Here is a 19,531-nt window from a genome sequence, read left to right on the forward strand (position 1 = left end):
CCCATGGTGCTTAGCTGCCATGGGATTTTTTGTTGGGCATGGCGAGGAATTTGATGTAAGTTTGTAAACAGAAAATTAAGGCGGCATGGGATTTTTTAATTTATTCAAGCAACAACAACCGTTAGTAGACGACCCGTTTTTCGGTACTTTGCGCGTTATGACCTTCAAACAGGCAGAAAATAATTACTTCGAAGGCAAGATCTTATTCGAACCCACGCAGCAATTAATCAAATGCATGATCGACGCTGAAGGCGACCTGCCAACGGCTGAACAACGTGCTTTCTACCAACGCATCCAACAAGATTTTCCCGGCTCCATCGAGAAAGCATTCGATAAAATCGAAAAGGAATTCGATGAATGGAAACCAGGTTTCAAAATCGGCAACTTTAACGACGAGTTTCAAATCATTTACGCGCATATTCCCCGTACATCGGTTCGCCCGATGGAATGGGACCTTACATTCCATACCTACCACGCCGGTGGACACGATGTAACGGTGCTATTCAAAGATGACGAACCAGCTGAAATCGTGATCGACGGGTAAATAAGAAACATCCCCGGCGTACACCGGGGACGTAAAATTCCAAACAAACTATAACACGAAGAATATCTTACGGGGTAACCCTGTAAATACAACAAACCGGTACCGCGGTAGGACGAGGCCTCCAGTTAGGACAAGTACCAATCATATCAGTAATACGGTAACCCACCAAGCAGTTGTATGGTGTAGGCTCTGCACATACAATACCCAATTGGCTATAAGGTATAGGCTGACAGTTTAATGCCACCACCGTACTGGTTGGAGGAACAGACAATTGTTGATAGATGTACTGAGAAACCGATGGATCACATCTCCACTTTTGACCAGTATTAGGTTTAAATTGAATCCAGATGAGTGGTTGTTCGCACTCAGGTGGCGCAGCTACTTTCGTAAATGCAGCAGCAGAAAATGCAATAATGATTGCTAAGATGCCAAAGACAAACTTTTTCATGACGCAGTTTTTGGATGGTGTGTAAATAGAAATTGTTCCTACTCTTTTTTAAAGGTTTTCGGATTGCCCTTACGATCGCCAACGGTGATAGGCATAACGATACTTTTGGGTTACTTCAATTCCATCATATACTTGCTGAAAATCAATCACGTCACTACGAGGAGAGGAGCGGGTTACTTTGCAACATAACGTATTATACAGGGTTACTGGGCTCAACAAATTAGGACCTCGTGCTATACCAAAAATAGATTGCTCATTATACTGGCATTAAAGTTAAAACGTCTTACCGGCTATTCTAGCGCAGTAAGACGTTTTTTTAGAAAGAATTATTGATGTGTCAATAATTATCGTAACAAGGATGCTATAGCAGAATAGCTGCTAATAAAAAGCCTGTGGCAACCGCCACACTAACCGATACCAACCCGGGCAGCATAAAACTATGGTTAATTAAATACTTACCCACCCGCGTAGAGCCTGTTCTGTCAAACTCTATCGCCGCCAACAAAGTAGGGTAGCCGGGTAACACAAAATCGCCATTGGCCGCAGGAAACATGGCCACTAAATGCGGCGCCGCAATCCCCAAGCTAATCCCCAATGGCATCAATGCCCGAGTAGTAGCCGCTTGGCTAAATAACAAGGTACACAAGAAAAACAAGGCAAAGGCAAACATCCATGGATGATCTTGCACAATTACGCTCATACTACGTTCTATAACGGCTTCGTTTGTATTCATAAATGTAGCACTCATCCATACCACCCCTAGCACCGAAATGGCTGCCTGCGCACCTGCACTAAACAACGATGCTTTCGCCACTTCCATGGCCGAGGTTTTACAAAAGATGATAATGCAAGCCAAAACACTCAACATCACCATTTGAATCATCGCCGCCATCCGTATTCTACCATCACCACCCACTACTAAATTCGGTTGAAAACCATCCACATCCGCGAAGTTGGGCAATAGGTTAGGGAAGGAACCTATGAGTATAATGGTTAGCACACCTAACCCAAATAGCAATACCGCCAATTTTGCACCCGGTTTCAATTCCTTTTTTACCCCCGATGTATCAGCATCAAGTTGCGCTGCAAAAGCCGGGTCTTTCATTTTCTCGAGAAATACCGGGTCTTTATCCAAATCTTTCCCCATCTTCAATACACTTAACATCCCGGCGAATATACCTACCAAAGTGGCGGGTATACATATTTTCAACACATCAATTAATTCCAATCCTGCATAATCGCGCATCAGCAATACCATGGTAGCAGTAGCCGCCGAAACCGGGCTGGCCGTTAATGCCAAGTGAGAAGCAATCACCGAAATACTCAACGGTCGCTCCGGTCTAATACGACTTTTCGTAGCCACCTCGGCAATAATGGGTAATATGCTGTAATTAATATGTGAAGTACCGGCAAACAAGGTAAAGCTATACGTAGCCAACGGGCCTAAAAAGATAATTTGCGAAGGCTTGCGGCGGAGAATCTTTTCTGCCACGGTTACTAAGTAATCCATACCCCCTGCAGCTTGCAGCCCGGCGGCTGTACTTACCACGCAAAGAATTATGAGCAATACTTCAACCGGTGGATCGGCCGGTTGCATGTGGAACCCTAGTGTGAAAATCATCATCCCAATCATCCCCATAACGCCTAATCCAACCCCTTTGATCCGCGAACCGATTAAAATAGCAACCAATAGAATGGCAAATTCAATCCAAATCATACAAGCGTGTATTGTTTTATAGGTGAATGTTGAAAGCCTTAACCAGCTTCACTTTAACCAAACAAAAGGGTGGGGCTATTGTTCGTTCATTTTTGGAAACAGGTTTTTTTGCTACCGCATTAAACGTTCATATATGCTTTTTGTCTAAACCATAATCCAATTAAGCATGTATACTATTCCTAAACTATTCCCCATTTGTATGGCCGCTACGATGGCACTTTTTTCGTGCCGTAAGTCTGAACCACTTCCCGGAAAAACCCACCAGTACGATTTTAGTGCCGTCGATAAGGTGCTCAACGATTCTGTACCCTCCAAGTTCGGGGGTAAGGTGTATGCTATTATTACCGTCAATAACAAGGTTGCCTACGAGCGGGGCATGGGTGGCTATACAGCCGATACCAAGCAGTTAATTGCTTCTTGTACAAAGTGGTTGTCGGGCGCAGCATTGATGACTTTAGTCGATGAAGGGAAACTAAAACTCACCGATACCGTGGGTAAGTTCCTTCCTATTTTCACAGCGAATAAAAAAGGGCACATCACCATCGGCCAGCTTTTCTCGCATACCAGTGGCTTCCCCGGTAATTCAGAACAAGGCTACGAGGATAATCAATTACTCACCCTCTCCAGTGCTGTAGATTTAATCGCTAAAAACGTTCCCCTGGCCGCCGTACCCGGTACCCGCTTCGATTATGGCGGGGTAGGTATGCACGTGGCCGGTCGCATTTGTGAAGTAGTAAGTGGGAAAGACTGGAATACCTTTATAAAAGAGAAGATATACACCCCTTGCGGCATGGCTAACACCGATTTTGGACAAACCCAGAACCCCATTATTGCCGGAGGTGCCAGGAGTACACCGCATGATTATACATTATTCCTGCTGATGTTGATGAACAAAGGTGTATCCACCACAGGTAACCGCGTACTCAGCGAAGCCGCCGTTACGCAAATGGAACTATCCCAAACCGCCAACGCCTCCATCTATTATACCCCGTATCCAATTGCCCTTATTGGTACCACCGGGATCTACGGCGTAGGCAACTGGCGAGATATACAAGGGAGCGACGGCCTATTGATTGAAAATAGCAGCCCCGGCGCCTTTGGATCACACCCCTGGATAAACAGAAGTAAGCGCGTTACAGGATTCCTCTTTACCTTTGTAGCAAATGGTCACCAAGCTACCGTATATACATCGCTGAAAATCCGGTCGATTGTTCGCGGCATGACTTTCTAGCCTCTCATTGATTGAATTTTGCAATGATCGGTTTGAATGCTGCAAACGTAGGAAGCGGGTGTGATGGTAATTTTGAACATCAAAATAGCACACACATGGAAACATTGGAAGATTTCTACAGGCAAAAGTTCAACCAAGACATGCCCGCCTTGGCAAGACAAAGTGCGCACTTTAATGTTTTTAATATGGAGAGCTGCACTGGTCCCGGCAAACGACCTGTGCAGTACTCTCGCCGCGATTACTATAAAATCTCGCTTCTCCGCGGGCATAACCGCTACCATTATGCCGATAAAACCATGGAAGTGAACGGCCCCACGCTCATCTTCTTCAACCCCCAAGTACCGTATACTTTCGATCACATTGGTGGCGACAATACCGGTTATTTCTGCATCTTTAAAGACGAGTTCTTCACCGAAAAAATGCGGGGTGGCTTATCCGAGCTGCCTATGTTCGCGTTGGGTGGAAAGCCTTCTTACGTGTTGAATGAAGCACAAGAAGCACAAGTAGCGCATATTTTCGAGAAGATGGTACATGAAGTCAACTCCGATTACGCCTATAAGTCCGACTTATTACGCAATTACGTGATGGAGTTAATCCATAACGCCCTCAAAATGGAACCTTCCACCACCTTGGTCCAAAACCAAGATGCGAACCTGCGTATCACCAACGTATTTAAAGAATTACTAGAACGCCAGTTCCCCATCGAAAACCAACAACAACAGTTTTCCATGCGCTCGCCGAAAGACTTTGCCAATCAATTAGCCGTGCACGTAAATCACCTCAATAAAGCCATAAAAACAGTAACAGGTAAAACCACTACACAGCATATTGCCGAACGCCTTACAAGCGAAGCAAAAGCTTTATTAAAACATACAAATTGGAACGTGAGCGAAATTGGATATACATTAGGCTTCGAAGATCCTTCCCATTTTAATAATTTCTTCAAAAAACAAGTCGCCATCACACCATCGGCTTTCCGCATGGCGTAAAAGATTCTATGTGTAAATGACTAATAACAATTAATATTTTTAATTTAGATGATTAGTATCTAATTTTCATAGCATAGAAATTACCCAATGAGCAGAATAAGAGTTATAAACTTTGGTCCTATAAAACAAGAGAATGCTGAAAATGGTGGCTGGATAGACATCAAAAAAGTAACCGTGTTCATAGGTAACCAAGGCAGCGGGAAAAGCACGCTAGCTAAACTCATTTCCAGTTTCATGTGGATGGAGAAAGCTTTAATGCGCGATATAGGAGATGTGGATGCTAAATGGTTAGGAAAGAAAAATAGGTTGCAGGATTTCTTTTTAAAGTATCATAATATTGAAAGTTACCTAAGTGAGGAAACTGTGATTGAATACGAAGGTGCAGCATATTCCATCAGGTATGAAAAGTATTACCTGTCGGCTCTTTTGTTGAATGATAATACGAACTATTCGCTCCCGCAAATCATGTATGTTCCAGCAGAGCGAAACTTTATTGCTTACGTTAAAACACCCAAAGAACTTAGGTTGTCGTCAGATTCTTTGCAAGAATTCTTAACTGAATTTGAAAATGCAAAGGCTGATATGAAGGAGCCTTTACATTTACCCATCAATAATGTGTCGGTTGTATACGATCATCAGCTTGATATACTTAGTCTAAAGGGAAGTGATTATAGAATAAGGTTGAATGAAGCTTCCAGTGGCTTCCAATCATTAGTGCCATTGTATGTAGTGTCTGATTATCTTGCTCGCTCTGTTAAAGAGAAAAGTGAAAACAGTGAGAAAATGAATGATGAGGAACGGCAACAATTTAAAAAAGGTTTTGAGCAAATATGGAATAATAATACACTTACAGATGAACAGAAGCGTATCGCCGTTTCAGCACTCTCTGCAAGGTTTAACAAAACAGCCTTCATCAATATTATTGAAGAACCAGAACAAAATTTGTTTCCAGCTTCTCAATGGCAAATGCTAAAAAGTTTGCTCGGGTATAACAATATGAATGCTAATAATAAGTTGATCGTTACTTCGCATAGCCCTTATGTTATTAATTATCTAAACATATCTATTCAAGCTGAAGAGCTATTTCATAAAATAGTGGAGGCAAAAAAGGAAGATACTTTATTGCCGAAATTATTTGACATCATACCTACATCTGCATTAACTGCCGCCAGCGATGTAGTTGTATATGAACTCAATGAAGCAAATGGATGTGTGAAAAAGTTGGCAGCGCCTGGTGGTATCCCTTCCGATAAAAACTACCTAAATAATATGCTCCGTGAAGGCAACAACTTGTTTGATACCCTATTGTCCATTGAAGAAGAACTGTAAGGAATGAATTTTTTTGATGTAGCTTGTCAAGAACCAACATTAACACACGTAGAATTTGGATTGTGTGACGATCAAAACAGCACAATAGCATATACCGATATGACCGATAAATCGAAATGGATAGCTACTGTTAAAAACGACGGTGCGTTACCCATTACTTTTACGGCTATTGATAAATGTGTAATCAAAGATAATGAGCATGTAGGAAGGGGGCGCTGTGATGGCATGCTTACAACAACAGCATCGCTGTTTTTAGTGGAACTAAAAGATGCATCCTCCCATTGGCAAACTGGCGCCATAGAGCAGCTGGAATCCACCATTGATTTCTTAAAAGCAAATCATAACATCGATACATTTAAGCATAAAAAGGTATTCGCCTGCAATAAAAGGCGTGCCGGGTTTGCTGTTATTGATAATGCAGAAAACAAAGCCTTTTTTCAAAAAACGGGCTTTAGAATGGATATCCAGGCTGAAATTATTGTTGTTAAATAATACCATTCAATGTTTTGGTCAAATTATTGTAGTGAACCTAGCAGTTGAAATATTACTCCCCTAATTATTCCTGTTACCTACTCAACATCTAAAATTGTTGCTATGCAGCGGTATACAGGAAATCCCATTCTCACACCCGCCAGTATTAAACCTAGTCACCCCGGTTTGGAAATAGCTTGCTTGCTAAACCCCGGTGCTTTTGAATTCGATGGTAAAATATGGCTCATTTTACGCGTGGCAGAACGGCCGCAACAACTGGCCGGGAGAATTTCATTTCCCATTCTCGTCGATAATAAAATCGATATCATGAACATTCTACATGATAGCCCTTCGCTGGTTGCTACCGATCCCCGTGTGATCAACTACAATGGCGACGATTACCTTACTACGCTCTCGCATTTACGCCTTGTGTGTAGTACCGATGGCGTAACTTTCACTGAGCCGGAAGGGTACCCACCCTTATACGGAGAAGGCCCTTACGAAACTTTTGGGATTGAAGACTGCCGCGTTAGCAAGTTAGGTAACACGTATTATCTTACATATACTGCCGTTTCCCCGAATGGTGTAGGCGTGGGCTTACGCACCACGAAAGATTGGAAAACCTTTACGAAAGAAGGCATTATTATTCCTCCACATAATAAAGATTGCGCCATCTTCGAAGAACTGGTGAATGGAAAATACTACTGTCTTCATCGCCCGAGCAGTGTAGCATTAGGCGGTAACTACATTTGGTTAGCCGAATCGCCCGATGGAATTCATTGGGGTAAGCATATATGCATTGCTCGTACACGCCCGCAGTTATGGGATAGCATACGTTTAGGCGCCGGATGCGCCCCCATCAAAACAAGTGAAGGTTGGCTCGTTATCTACCACGGCGCAAATGATCAACACCAATATTGCCTGGGTACCATACTATTAGACTTACTCGATCCAACCAAAGTAATCGCCCGTTCGGTAGCACCAATCATGCAACCTACTGCCCCTTATGAACTAACCGGTTTCTTCGGCCATGTTATATTTACAAATGGCCATATTGTGAAGGACGATGAGATAACGATGTATTATGGTGCGGCGGATGATGTGGTATGTATGGCGAAGGGTAGTGTGTCGGAACTGTTACACCAATTAAAGGCAGGATTGTAACCCGGGTGTTTTCCGTAATTTGATAGTGGTTGAAAAGTAGTTTTCATGTAGCTGCCATGTAAATGGGCCGGTTTTTCCATGTAAATCCCATGTAATTGCGCTGTATTTACACTGTAATTGATCGCATTTTCCCCTTACATTTCCTTTGTTATTTCTTTACCTTCTCTTGGCAGTTAGCTTGTCATGGCTTAATGGCATTGTTGTATTAATTACCCTTATTGCGTACCGCTCGATGAGATGAATGCGCTATATATGGGAAGAACAAATATGCTTTCTGCGTGGCAGAAAATACATGCTTAGGCCCGGGATTTGACAGGTATAAACCAGTATTCACTGTTTTATTAACCTAAAAAAAAGCATGTATGAGTAAGATTATTTACCTCAACCCCCAACACTTAGAAAAGCTATCGGTATACCCCACCGCTAATGGCTTTATTACTTCAGCCCGCCAGCGCAAAGCCACCAATTGGAATAGCGAGAGTTACGAAAAAATTCGCTCGCACAGGAAAGAATTCGGTAGGGCTGCTTCTACGGCAGCAGGTATTCGCTTGGGTTTCAAACAAATTATCGACTTAGTACCCGATACAACCATGTACCGGAGAATGTCGTCGAAACTATTAGATATTATTAAGCAAGATACCACCCATATACGCGGCGAGCGCACGGTGGAAGAGGGGCAAATTACCGAATTAGCGGGCTTCCAATTTAACCAACAAGCCAATTTCTACCGGGTGTGCAATATGCCACCGAAAGTAATGCTGGATAGGCAATTAGGCACAGCACAAGTATCTTTTCCAGCTTTCACACCGGCACACGAATTACGTATACCCAAAAATGCTACGCATGTACAATTCGTAGCGGCGGTACATGCCATCAACTTTGATGAAAACGATGTACGCACGCAATGCGTAAAAGGCGATATGTTTTCATTGCATCAACCTTTAACACAAGGTGTTACATTAGATTTACAATTTGATGCGCACGAAAAAAGGCACCTATTTGTATCGGTGGGCGTTGTGTTCATTGAAGTACTACATGGGCGCCCTTACAAAGTAGCAGGTGGTCATCAAAATGCGATGTGTATTACCCATGTGTTCCCCAAGCAGGCTGCTAGTGCAATCGAGGCTGTAGTACCCAATGTAGAAGTAGTAGCTGATACTACACCATTGCCTACGGTAAAAACAACAGCTAAGAAAGGTAATCGTCGTATACCTAGTTTCTTACAACAATACCGTTCATCGCGTCAACAAAGAAAACAAACAGTGCCCGTTTCGCATGCAATTGATCATGCTGCGAAAAATGCACCGCTATTATTATAGCAATTCGTAATTTTAGGATAGAAAGCTCCTCTACCATGCACAGTAAACAATTAAAAGTTCCCGCTTTTCTTCAAGGCTATGCCCGTTGTTTCTGGACATTGGAAACGGATGAGGTCGACGATCTTACAAAATCGTTTCGTACGTTGGCAGATGGCTGCCCGGGATTAATATTTCAACAACCCGGCGAAGGCGTGCTCTATCAAAACGATAAAGCATTGCCCAGTGTATTCTTATACGGCCAAGCTACCACGCATGCCGACCTCCGCGTAAAAGGAAGATTCCGCGCCGTAGGTGTATTCTTCTATCCGAACGCTTTACAAACTATTTTTGGTCTCGATGCACACGAGTTAACCGATACCTGCATTGATGTAGATACGCTTAGTAAGCATAGTACGTTGTCGGCAGAGTTGAGTGGTTTTACCAGTATCAACGATTTGGTGTTACACTTGGCGCAATATTTATACAAGCAAATAGCATCGCATCAACAATACGCCGATGAAGCCATTACGTATGCCGTGAAAACAATCGTAGCAGCACAAGGTATGGTTACCATCCCGGAATTGCGTGCGCAATTGTTCTTATCGGAGCGCACATTTGAACGCCGGTTCAAACAAAGCGTGGGTATTACGCCGAAGTTGTTTATTCGTATCATTCGCTTCCAGGCGGCCTTGCAGCAAATGCGTACGCAAGGGTATGCTAAATTATCGGATGTGGCATTTGGGTACGAGTATGCCGATCAATCTCATTTTATCCGCGCTTTTAAAGAGTTCGCGGGCTTTTCTCCTTTTCAATTCCAGAAAGTAACTTCCGAAGTGATGGAAAACTTGTCGAAGGTGGCTTCGTAAGAATGACGGTTTTGTTCTATTTCCCTGGCCGGTACGAGGGTAGTTTTGTGGTATAAAATATTACACTATGAAACTCGTTGTTTTCGGCGCAACAGGCGCAACAGGAAAAGAAATCGTATCGCAAGCATTAGCAAAAGGTCATACCGTTACAGCCTTCGCCCGCGATCCTTCAAAAATCGAAATTAAGCATCCACATTTACGTATTGTAAAAGGCGATATTTTCGATACGAACAGTATTGAAAAAGCCGTAGAAGGACAAGATGCTGTGCTAAATGCCATCGGTTCTCCTGCCAATAAAATCGGTACCATCCGTTCACAAGGCACGTATAATATTATTAAGGCGATGGAGAAGAAAGGCGTGAAAAGATTGATATGTCAAACATCGTTAGGTTACGGTGATAGTGTGAAAACATTAGACCGCACACCGTTTATATTTAAATACATTATTGTACCCTTCATTTTGAAGAAAGGATTTGCAGATCATGCCTTGCAAGAATCGTATGTAAAAGCAAGCCAATTGGATTGGACAATCGTACGCCCTGGCAACCTCACGAACGATGCATTTACAGGAAAATATAAACATGGATTTCCAGCAAACGATCAAACAATAAAAGTAAAAATATCGCGTGCAGATGTAGCCGATTTTATGCTGCAACAACTATCTAGTACACAATACATTTTTCAAAATCCAGGAATTTCATATTAGCTGAAACTGTTTGCTATACTGTGTTTGAATGGTGTTCAATTTTCGTGTGGATAACTATTGGTTATTTATGATGCTACAATGGATGTCTTCGTTATATTTGGCGAAATAACCAACCATTGTTTCGTATGATTAAAATGATTCGAATAGAAGATTACGCCAAATTTGTTATTTATTACATGAATGCAAATGGTCTTTTTATTGGCCCCCACAAGCTACAGAAAATTCTATATTTCACGCAAGCGTGGCATTTAGTAAATTTTAACCAACATCCCTTATTTGAAGAACAGCCAGAAGCATGGATGAATGGACCCAATTATCGCTCCATTTATAATATCTACAAAAAATATTGGACAAGGAATAAGGACATTATTCCTCCATTAGAAGAAGGGAAAGATTATGCAGATACTTGTAAAGAGTTAATGATGGGTCTTGGAATAAGTACAGAACAAGAAGCCTTTATTAATGAATTGTTGCAAGAATATGGGACAATGACAAATGGAATGATTATTTATCTTTCACATGTTGATAAGCCATGGAATGAAACAAGGGAAGGGATAGGGGTATTGGATTCTTGTATAAGAAAGATTTCATTTGAAAGAATGTATGAATGTAATCTAGCAAAATACAAGAAAGATGCATGATCATTTACAAGCCTTTCATAGAGAGTTAGATGAAGATAATGATAGTATAAAATTCAAAATAGGTAAACATAAACAAGTGAATGCGTATACTAATTTAACGCCCTTGTTTGCTTACGACTATTTAAATTTTGATAATGCAGCATATAGTTTTCATCATCCTGACTTTACCCAAGAAGATTACCAGGTGTATTTTAGTCAAGTGAAGAAGCTTTCAAAAATCCCGCTTAAGGATTTAATCTTACATGGGCGTACATTTCATTTTCATGTTAATTATCCAAAGGGAATCATGGAAAGCATGTTGAAAAGGGTTTTTCCTAACATGAAGAATTGGGAAAACGAAATGCCGTTGGTTGGTCAATTCCACCTGTACACACCTAAAGATAATCGTGAGAAAAAGGCACCTCGTATTCATTTCTTTCTCGGCCATTTGGGAATTTTTTACATAATGCTGTATGATCCGTATCATCAAATTTATCCCATGAATGCAAAAGAGAAGGAGAAACTAGTATAAGTATTACCCACTTATACATCAAACAATTGCAAAATTACATCGCTCGTACCAACACTTGTGCGCGTGGAAAGCATACTTTTATTACATTGCTACGGATTAAACATTTGGCAAGGATGCCTGTTTCTTAAAACGTGTAAGCAAAATAGTAGCATATGAAAACGAAGTATTTTCCCGCGCATGAGCGTGGTACAAAAGATATCGGCTGGTTAAAAAGCAAGTTCAATTTCAGCTTTAGTGATTATGCCGACCCTATGAAAAGTGCTTTCGGTACTTTGGCGGCATTTAATGATGATTTGTTAGCCGTGGGAAAAGGTTTTGGTACACACCCACACGTTAACATGGAAATCATTTCCGTGCTATTAGCCGGTAAAATGAACCACAAAGACTCGATGGGGTACAGCACCGTTATTGAAGAAGGTGGTGTGCAAATTATGAGTGCCGGTACCGGCTTGCGCCATGAAGAATATAACATCGGTGAAGAAGAAGTACATTTCCTCCAAATTTGGATTGAACCGAAGTTGCAAAACATTCCACCGCGCTACCAAGCCCGTAGCTTCCCCCGCGAACAAAGGAAGAATAAACTAGTTACCATTGTGTCGGGCGAAGAAGGCTTAGGGCATGTTTGGATTAACCAAAATGCCGTGTTGAAACTCGGGTATTTCGATCAAGGGGAAGTTGTTACCCATACATACCCTGCCGTTAATAAATGCGCGTTTGTATTCATAATCTCCGGCAGTGCCAACGTAAATGGCACCGTACTCACCGAGCGCGATGCCTTGGGTATTTGGGAAACGAACGAAGTGAAGATCGAGTGCAAAGAAACCTGCGAGTTCATTATCATCGAAACAGTCATTAACCAGAAGTAATTACATCACTTTTTTAAACAAGGATTTAATCAACGCAATTTCCTTGGGATACATCGTTTTCTTCCTGGTGGCGAAGTGTAGCGTGTTCTTTAACTTAGGACTACCTTCCCAAAGTAGTTTTACTTTCCCGCTTTCTATTTCGTGTTTACAGAGGAAATCGGGCACAACGGCTAAACCTTTGCCACTGGAAAGACAACGAATAATAGAATTGAGATTCGGCACTATGTAGTTCGGCCGAAAATCGGGCCGCTGGTGGAAGTTCAGCTCCCAGAAGCGGAATAAATGTTCCATATCACCTGTTGTACCATACCATTTCTGGGATTTTAGCCAACGTTCTAAGGCTACCGGGTCCTTCTTTTTCAATACTTTTTTAAATTCTTCCTCGTCAGTATCTTTCCCACCCACCAATACAATTGTTTCAGAAGAAAACGCTTCATGCTCGATATTGGGCGAAGTGCCTTTTTGCGGGGTAATAATCAGGTCGAGTATGCCTTTATCGAGGTTATCCAGCATCTCGGGGTATTCGCCGAAACGAATAATCACGTTAAAGTCTAAACTGGATATATATTGTTCCAAGGTATATTGAAACGTTTCAAAACACATCCCTATGCTAATCGTAGGGGTATGTTGCTCCGTGCTTTTCTGGAAGTTTTTCTCCGCCTCCTCCAATTTTGTAAGCGGCTCAATCACCACGTTATAAAATACTTTCCCTTTCTCCGTCGGAACCATCTTCCTACCCGTACGGTCGAACAACTTATACCCCACGTAGTTCTCCAAAGAACTAAGATGTAAACTAACGCCGGGCTGTGAAATGAAAAGCGATTCCGCGGCGCCGGTTAGCGTGCCCGTCTTATAAATTGCCTTAAAAGTACGGTACCATTCAAGATTTACCATATATGTGCTATTATAATTCTGATACAAAGGTATGAATTATATTGTTTTACTGATACAAGTACCGGGGCTACCTTTGCATTGTATTATTTAAATGGACAACGATGAAAAAGATATTTATCATCAATGGTGGCCAAAAGTTCGGCCACTCTGGCGGTTACTTTAACGCCTCTTTAGCCGAAGCCACCGTGGCATATTTTGAAGAAAACGGCTACGAAGTTAAAACAACAAATATTAACGATACCTACAACCCGGACGAAGAAGTACAAAAGTACGTATGGGCCGATGTTGTTATCTATCATACCCCCATTTGGTGGTTCCAAGTGCCACATGGCTTAAAACAGTATATCGACGTTGTATTTACGGCTGGTCATGCTGCCGGTATCTACCACAGCGACGGTCGTTCTGCCGATAATCCTGCTATTAACTACGGTACAGGTGGTATGTTGCAAGGCAAACAGTACATGGTAACCACTTCATGGAATGCCCCGAAAGAGGCTTTTACCTTGCCGGGCGAGTTTTTCAATCAAACAAGTGTAGATGAAGGTGTGTTATTTGGTTTTCATAGGATGAATGCTTTTATCGGGATGAAACCACTGAAAGGCATACACTTCCACGACGTGGAAAAGAATGCTGATTTCAACCGCGATATCAAGAATTACCACGAGCATTTAGCCGCTACATTCCGTAATAATTAAACACGCACATCATGCACATCTATTTAACAGCTTTCATTAAAGCAGCCCCCGGTAAAGAAGCCGCGTTAAAAGACTTTTTACTGAACATGGTATCCGAATCAAAGAAAGAAGCCGCTTGCTTACGCTACGATCTACAAGAAGAAGTAGGGCAGCCCGGTAGCTTCATCTTCCACGAATTATGGGAGAGTGAAGAAGGTTTAACAGCACATAATAGTACACCACACATCAAAGCATTTGCCGCGGAAGCACCGAACTTATTGGGTGCGCCCGTGCAAATCATCAAAGGACATTTAGTAACAAAATAATCATGGAATACAGACAATTAGGCAATACAGGTTTAGCACTCTCTACTATTACCTACGGCGCCTTCGCCATTGGCGGTAATATGTGGGGCGGTAACGAACAGAACGATTCCATCAACGCCATTCACGCCTCTATCGAACAAGGTGTTACCACCATCGACACAGCACCTTTTTATGGCTTTGGTTTAAGTGAAGAATTGGTAGGAAAGGCATTAGTAGGAAAGGATAGGAGCAAAGTACAAATCCTCACTAAATTCGGTTTGGTGTGGGACGGTAGCAATGCCGGTAAAGGCACCTATTTCTTCGATGCAGAAGAAAATGGCAAAGCCATTCCCGTGTATAAATACACATCAAAAGCCAACATTATCAAGGAAGTAGAGGAAAGTCTTACCCGCTTACGCACCGATTATATCGACCTACTTCAAGTGCACTGGCCCGACGAGAGCACCCCGATCGACGAAACCATGGAAGCGATGGCTTCCTTAATTGCCCAAGGGAAAATCCGCGCCGCAGGCGTGTGCAACTACGATCTCCAACAACTACAAACAGCAGAAAAAACAATCGCCTTGGCTTCCAACCAAGTACCGTATAGTATGCTGAACCGTGGTATTGAACAAGCAATCGTTCCCTACGCACAACAACATAACATGGGCATTATTGCCTACAGCCCGCTAGAACGTGGCCTACTCACCGGCAAATATTTCAACGGCGCTACTTTAGCCAACAACGATCACCGCAACGGCTACTTTGGTCAGTTTGATGCAGAGAAAGTAAAAGCGTTGATTGCTACACTACAACCCATCGCAGCGAACAAACAAGTAAGCGTTTCGCAACTTGTACTACGTTGGACCACCTTGCAGCCAGGTATTACCATTGTGTTGGCAGGTGCCAGGAATGCACAACAAGCCGTAGAAAATGCGGGTGCGATGAATGTTACCATTACGAATGAAGAGATGCAGATCATTGCGCAAGCATTGCGTGCATTTTAAGATATCCTGCTTACTGTGTTGGAAACACAGTAAGCAGGAATGCAAACTATTTTCATCTTAATAATACACATACAACAGGAATATCGCGTTGTTTATTAAAGGATCGGTGTGAGGCCGGTCCTTTTTCGTTATATTTTTACAATATCCCCAACGTATATACCTCCGTTCCATGGCGTATTTGCACAATTGTAGGGGTCGATTTTTATTATATTTTCCTGGTATTTTTAGGTAGCCTCTTTCAGCTCCAGTAAATTTATCCCCGTTTAAAACCCATATCGCCATTCTCGCATTCAGCATTCCAATTATTTCACTTCAAATGATCTTCGTTATGAAAAAACTGTGGACACTCCTTTGTGCCATTGTGCTACTGGCATGCACGAAAAATGTGCAAGAGCCGGTACAAAGCACGCAATTGTTACCCGCGCCGCCCCCGGCAGTTACCAAAACTACCAGCAAGAAAATCTTTATCCATTGGATGCCATGGTTCGAAACCCCGGCTTCCCGTGGTGCTTGGGGGTATCACTGGAAAATGAACACGCAAAACCCAGATGTTATCGTGAACGGGAAACGACAAATCGCTGCGTATTACTATCCCAAAACAGGCCCATATGCCAGTGCCGATGCCGATATTATTGAGTACCAATTACTACTCATGAAATACGCAGGCGCCGATGGTGTATTTATCGATTGGCCAGGTACCCGCGTGCGTTACGATTACCCCGATAACCTCGCGAATTCCAATGCGCTGATTGCCAAGTTGAACGCTGTTGGCTTACAATTCTCTATCGTACACGAAGACCGTAACTGGGATCCTGGTATGGCATCTAATGCAAACGGCGACTTTGTGTACATGCAGAACAATTATTTTAACCAATCGAACTATCTCCGCTGGAACAACGCACCCGTGGTACTTAACTTTGGTCCTATTACCTTCCATCAACCCAGCGAATGGAACACGATGTTGAACGGCATTAACCCGCGCCCGAAAATTTGGCCATTGTATGGCTTTACTAATGAAGTAGGGGCCAGTAATGTAGGCGGTGAATTCCCGTGGATTTACCAGCAACATCCAAACGTAGTAGATGCTTATTATGCACAAGCTGCTAGCTTTGCATGGCCAATGGGCGTGGTGTACCCAGGCTTTAATTCATTCTACGCCGCAGGTGGCGCCGCCGGCCCTACATGGCAAATTGCCCATAATGGTACCAGCACTTTCTCGACAATGCTCGACAAAGCTTTGAATTCGTCTGTAGGCATTATCCAGTTTGCTACTTGGAACGATTACGGGGAGGGAACAATGATTGAACCGACAGAAGAATTTGGATACAGCTTCTTAACCACCATGCAGCAGAAACTTGGTGTATCATTTGGTCAACACGATTTAGAAGTCATCTTCCGCCTCTACCAATACCGCAAGCAATACGCGGGCAACAGCGGGGTACAATCGCAATTAAACCAAGTGTTTACCTACCTTGTGAACCTTCAAGTAAGCAACGCCGAATCGCTCTTGAACACCATTAGCGGTAACCCAGGCAACCCAGGTAATCCTTCTACCGGTGTATACATTAAGAATCGTTGGCTGAACACTTACCTGTACGACGATAACGGAACGGTGAAATACAGTACAGGTAACACGGGCGATAAGTACAAATGGGTGCAAGAAACGGTGAATGGCCATACCCGTTTTAAAAATGTGGCCAGCAATAACTACCTCAATATCGAGCATTTATACAGCTATGTAGAATGCTCGAATGTACCGAATACATTCTGGAGTAGCTATTGGGCGGTAGAAACGTACAGTGGTTATAAGCGTTTACGGAATGAATGGCAAAACACATTTATCAACTTAGAGAACCAAAGTGGTAACGCACAATGTACAAATGTGCCGAACTTCTTTGAAAGTGGTCATTGGACCATACAATAAACGTTATAAATACTTGATATATCAACTAAATGCCGATCTCGATAAGGAGATCGGCATTTTTGTTTTGTTAGGATATCGAATGATAAAAACACATTTTGCATTTACAATTACTTACTGTAAGTTTGCCCCGCAATTGGTTATTGCTGCGCGTCGCGCGGTAGTATTAAAAGGGAATTCGGTGTGAAACCGAAGCTATCCCCGTAGCTGTGAGTCTACGCAAGTTTTCTCTAATCTCCACGCCACTGCCTCTACAATGTAGAAGCGGGAAGGCCTTAGAGGAAGTAGACGAGCCAGAAGACCTGCCAATAGTATGTATCAATCAGCGCTTTCGGGTGAAAGGCTAAGATGTAGGCCCAATCGGGCTTTATACACTATTTAATTTGTGATTTCACCTTTTGGGATGTACTCTACGCCGTAGAGATGCTGTGTATTTGGCGCATGATGGTTTAACGTATGTATTCGACTCGTTGATGTTTTCAACCAACACATCAACCTGGCATTGCTTTGCTATTACCACGCTTATGGAATATTTGTTAACGTATGTTTTTGTGAAAAGTGTTGCCAACTGTATTGTAAACGATTTTATCTAAACCAAACATCAGCATGAAACAAAACAAGCTCGCGCTGCTGCTATTATCTAGTACACTTATTTTCAGTTGTGCAAAAGACGAACCGCAGTTAAGTACCCCGCAAATTAAAGCAACCGGTACTTCCGACACTTTATTGATGGGTCATTCAATTGCCCTTCACCCGCACGTTACATACGAACAAGGTTTAACATACGCTTGGCGCGTAAACAATGTTACCAAAAGCACCGATTCTGCTTTCAATTTCAATCCATCCGACCGCGGCGATTACCGCGTTGTTTTCTTCGCTACTAATAGTGTAGGCACCGATTCACTTGTGTTCAACATTAAAGTGAATGGCAAGTATGAAAATGGTTTCTTGGTGTTACAGGAAGGCCAGTACGGCGTAGCGAACGGCGATTTTGCTTACTACAGTTACGATAGTAGCAAAGTAACGATGAATATCTACAAGAAAGAAAACCCAACACTGCAATTAGGTCCTACCGATGCTACTTTACAATACGCTACCATTTTTAATGGCGATTTGTACATGGTGGTAAAAGTTGGTGGGCCACTCGTTGTTGTCGACGCCTATACATTCAAAGAAAAAGCCCGTATTCCTAAACTGCCGGCCGACATTGGGCATGCTTTCCTAGGTATTTCTGCCAATAAAGGTTTGCTTAGTTCTGCCGACGGCTTATACCAAGTGCAATTAAATCCTTTAACACTGGGAACTAAAATCCCAGCGTTCAGCGGGGCAGCAGGCGATATGTTGTTAGTGGGCGATAAAATCTACGTGATGTCGGAAACAGAAGGTATCGTGATTTTGTCGGCTACAGATTATAGCGTATTGAAGAAGATTCCAAAGGCCACCCTAGGTTTCGCGAAAACAAAAGATGCTATCTGGGCAGCGGGCGACTCGTCATTATTTAGAATTTCTCCTAATAGCATGGATGTAGCACGTGTACCATTGTCGTTTGGTATTACCAACCCATGGGCACTATGGTCGTGGCGTTCGGCGTCTATAACGGCCAATCCAAACGGTAACGAAGTATACATTGCACAACGCAAAGAGGCTCCCGGTATTGGTGGCACATTGGAGTACAGCGGCAATAAAATTTTCCGTTATAAAGACGGTGATTTGTCGTCGTTAAGTACACCTTTTATCACGTTACCACCAGGCCAGTATTTCTACGGATCTGCTGTGCGTTATAACGAAAGAAAACAACAATTACTCGTGTATACATTGGCCGACGAATGGGGTTCCAGTAACGATAACAAGTGGCAGTTTTATGATGCCCATGCAGGTACTTTGTTAAGCACCGTTCAATATACAGGATATTACTTCCCAGCATTATCTATTTATTACTAGTGCTGGCC

Annotated in this window: 21 protein-coding genes and 1 riboswitch; of the genes, 18 read left to right on the plus strand and 3 right to left on the minus strand. The window is 42.6% G+C overall.

Annotation, left to right across the window (positions count from 1 at the left end; translation table 11 throughout):
• The first annotated feature begins 85 nt into the window (after nucleotides 1-85).
• Nucleotides 86-544 carry a hypothetical protein gene (locus LX64_RS12305; RefSeq protein ID WP_111597946.1) on the plus strand — a complete coding sequence of 153 codons (459 nt, stop codon included), beginning with the start codon at nucleotides 86-88 and terminating at the stop codon, nucleotides 542-544.
• A 67-nt stretch (nucleotides 545-611) separates the two neighbouring features.
• On the opposite strand, the gene LX64_RS12310 is transcribed toward LX64_RS12305, so the two are convergent.
• Both LX64_RS12310 and LX64_RS12315 read right to left on the minus strand, forming a co-directional pair.
• The gene (locus tag LX64_RS12310) at nucleotides 612-992 is read right to left on the minus strand and encodes a hypothetical protein (protein WP_111597947.1); all 381 of its coding nucleotides are present in this window, start codon (nucleotides 990-992) and stop codon (nucleotides 612-614) included.
• A gap of 361 nt (nucleotides 993-1,353) precedes the next feature.
• Nucleotides 1,354-2,709, minus strand: a complete 1,356-nt coding sequence (locus LX64_RS12315; protein WP_111597948.1) for an anaerobic C4-dicarboxylate transporter family protein — start codon at nucleotides 2,707-2,709, stop codon at nucleotides 1,354-1,356.
• 166 nt (nucleotides 2,710-2,875) lie between these two features.
• Here LX64_RS12315 and LX64_RS12320 point away from each other — a divergent pair, with 166 nt between their 5' ends.
• The 11 genes from LX64_RS12320 to LX64_RS12370 all read left to right on the plus strand — a co-directional run bounded on the left by LX64_RS12320 (nucleotide 2,876) and on the right by LX64_RS12370 (nucleotide 12,781).
• Nucleotides 2,876-3,940, plus strand: coding sequence for a serine hydrolase domain-containing protein (locus LX64_RS12320; RefSeq protein WP_111597949.1), 1,065 nt, complete (start codon nucleotides 2,876-2,878; stop codon nucleotides 3,938-3,940).
• 95 nt (nucleotides 3,941-4,035) lie between these two features.
• Nucleotides 4,036-4,929 (plus strand): helix-turn-helix domain-containing protein, encoded by an 894-nt coding sequence (locus LX64_RS12325; RefSeq protein ID WP_111598156.1) that lies wholly within the window; start codon nucleotides 4,036-4,038, stop codon nucleotides 4,927-4,929.
• Between the two features lie 87 nt (nucleotides 4,930-5,016).
• The gene (locus LX64_RS12330; protein ID WP_111597950.1) at nucleotides 5,017-6,258 is read left to right on the plus strand and encodes an AAA family ATPase; all 1,242 of its coding nucleotides are present in this window, start codon (nucleotides 5,017-5,019) and stop codon (nucleotides 6,256-6,258) included.
• Nucleotides 6,259-6,357: 99 nt separating this feature from the next.
• The gene (locus LX64_RS12335) at nucleotides 6,358-6,750 is read left to right on the plus strand and encodes a hypothetical protein (protein WP_148707293.1); all 393 of its coding nucleotides are present in this window, start codon (nucleotides 6,358-6,360) and stop codon (nucleotides 6,748-6,750) included.
• A 102-nt stretch (nucleotides 6,751-6,852) separates the two neighbouring features.
• Complete coding sequence (locus LX64_RS12340; protein WP_111597952.1) at nucleotides 6,853-7,893, plus strand: glycoside hydrolase family 130 protein; 1,041 nt, start codon at nucleotides 6,853-6,855, stop codon at nucleotides 7,891-7,893.
• Nucleotides 7,894-8,255: 362 nt separating this feature from the next.
• Nucleotides 8,256-9,212, plus strand: coding sequence for a hypothetical protein (locus tag LX64_RS12345; protein ID WP_111597953.1), 957 nt, complete (start codon nucleotides 8,256-8,258; stop codon nucleotides 9,210-9,212).
• A gap of 35 nt (nucleotides 9,213-9,247) precedes the next feature.
• On the plus strand, nucleotides 9,248-10,057 hold the full coding sequence (locus LX64_RS12350; RefSeq protein ID WP_111597954.1) for a helix-turn-helix transcriptional regulator: 810 nt from the start codon (nucleotides 9,248-9,250) through the stop codon (nucleotides 10,055-10,057).
• A 67-nt stretch (nucleotides 10,058-10,124) separates the two neighbouring features.
• Nucleotides 10,125-10,763, plus strand: coding sequence for an NAD(P)-dependent oxidoreductase (locus LX64_RS12355; RefSeq protein WP_111597955.1), 639 nt, complete (start codon nucleotides 10,125-10,127; stop codon nucleotides 10,761-10,763).
• Nucleotides 10,764-10,888: 125 nt separating this feature from the next.
• Nucleotides 10,889-11,404: a Panacea domain-containing protein gene (locus LX64_RS12360; RefSeq protein WP_111597956.1), complete on the plus strand. Its 516-nt coding sequence runs from the start codon at nucleotides 10,889-10,891 to the stop codon at nucleotides 11,402-11,404.
• Nucleotides 11,397-11,915: a hypothetical protein gene (locus LX64_RS12365; RefSeq protein ID WP_111597957.1), complete on the plus strand. Its 519-nt coding sequence runs from the start codon at nucleotides 11,397-11,399 to the stop codon at nucleotides 11,913-11,915. Before LX64_RS12360 ends, LX64_RS12365 begins: the two co-directional genes overlap by 8 nt.
• A 152-nt stretch (nucleotides 11,916-12,067) precedes the next feature.
• The gene (locus tag LX64_RS12370; RefSeq protein WP_111597958.1) at nucleotides 12,068-12,781 is read left to right on the plus strand and encodes a pirin family protein; all 714 of its coding nucleotides are present in this window, start codon (nucleotides 12,068-12,070) and stop codon (nucleotides 12,779-12,781) included.
• Here the strand turns inward: LX64_RS12370 and LX64_RS12375 are convergent, their stop codons facing one another.
• Complete coding sequence (locus LX64_RS12375; RefSeq protein ID WP_111597959.1) at nucleotides 12,782-13,675, minus strand: LysR family transcriptional regulator; 894 nt, start codon at nucleotides 13,673-13,675, stop codon at nucleotides 12,782-12,784. It abuts the gene before it with no gap.
• Nucleotides 13,676-13,776: 101 nt separating this feature from the next.
• Between LX64_RS12375 and LX64_RS12380 the strand changes: the two genes are divergently transcribed.
• The 6 genes from LX64_RS12380 (at nucleotide 13,777) to LX64_RS12405 (ending at nucleotide 19,523) form a co-directional block, all read left to right on the plus strand.
• The gene (locus LX64_RS12380; protein ID WP_111597960.1) at nucleotides 13,777-14,370 is read left to right on the plus strand and encodes an NAD(P)H-dependent oxidoreductase; all 594 of its coding nucleotides are present in this window, start codon (nucleotides 13,777-13,779) and stop codon (nucleotides 14,368-14,370) included.
• 11 nt (nucleotides 14,371-14,381) lie between these two features.
• Nucleotides 14,382-14,675, plus strand: coding sequence for a putative quinol monooxygenase (locus LX64_RS12385; RefSeq protein ID WP_111597961.1), 294 nt, complete (start codon nucleotides 14,382-14,384; stop codon nucleotides 14,673-14,675).
• 2 nt (nucleotides 14,676-14,677) lie between these two features.
• Nucleotides 14,678-15,661: an aldo/keto reductase gene (locus LX64_RS12390; protein ID WP_111597962.1), complete on the plus strand. Its 984-nt coding sequence runs from the start codon at nucleotides 14,678-14,680 to the stop codon at nucleotides 15,659-15,661.
• 328 nt (nucleotides 15,662-15,989) lie between these two features.
• Entirely contained in the window at nucleotides 15,990-17,585 is a 1,596-nt protein-coding gene (locus tag LX64_RS12400; protein WP_148707294.1) for a glycoside hydrolase family 71/99-like protein, read from the plus strand.
• A 117-nt stretch (nucleotides 17,586-17,702) separates the two neighbouring features.
• Nucleotides 17,703-17,906, plus strand: a riboswitch (cobalamin riboswitch).
• A 74-nt stretch (nucleotides 17,907-17,980) separates the two neighbouring features.
• Nucleotides 17,981-18,175 carry a hypothetical protein gene (locus LX64_RS25845; protein WP_148707295.1) on the plus strand — a complete coding sequence of 65 codons (195 nt, stop codon included), beginning with the start codon at nucleotides 17,981-17,983 and terminating at the stop codon, nucleotides 18,173-18,175.
• A gap of 13 nt (nucleotides 18,176-18,188) precedes the next feature.
• Nucleotides 18,189-19,523, plus strand: coding sequence for a DUF5074 domain-containing protein (locus LX64_RS12405; protein WP_111597965.1), 1,335 nt, complete (start codon nucleotides 18,189-18,191; stop codon nucleotides 19,521-19,523).
• The last annotated feature ends 8 nt before the right edge of the window (nucleotides 19,524-19,531 follow it).

Source organism: Chitinophaga skermanii (genome assembly GCF_003259335.1).
GTDB lineage: Bacteria > Bacteroidota > Bacteroidia > Chitinophagales > Chitinophagaceae > Chitinophaga > Chitinophaga skermanii.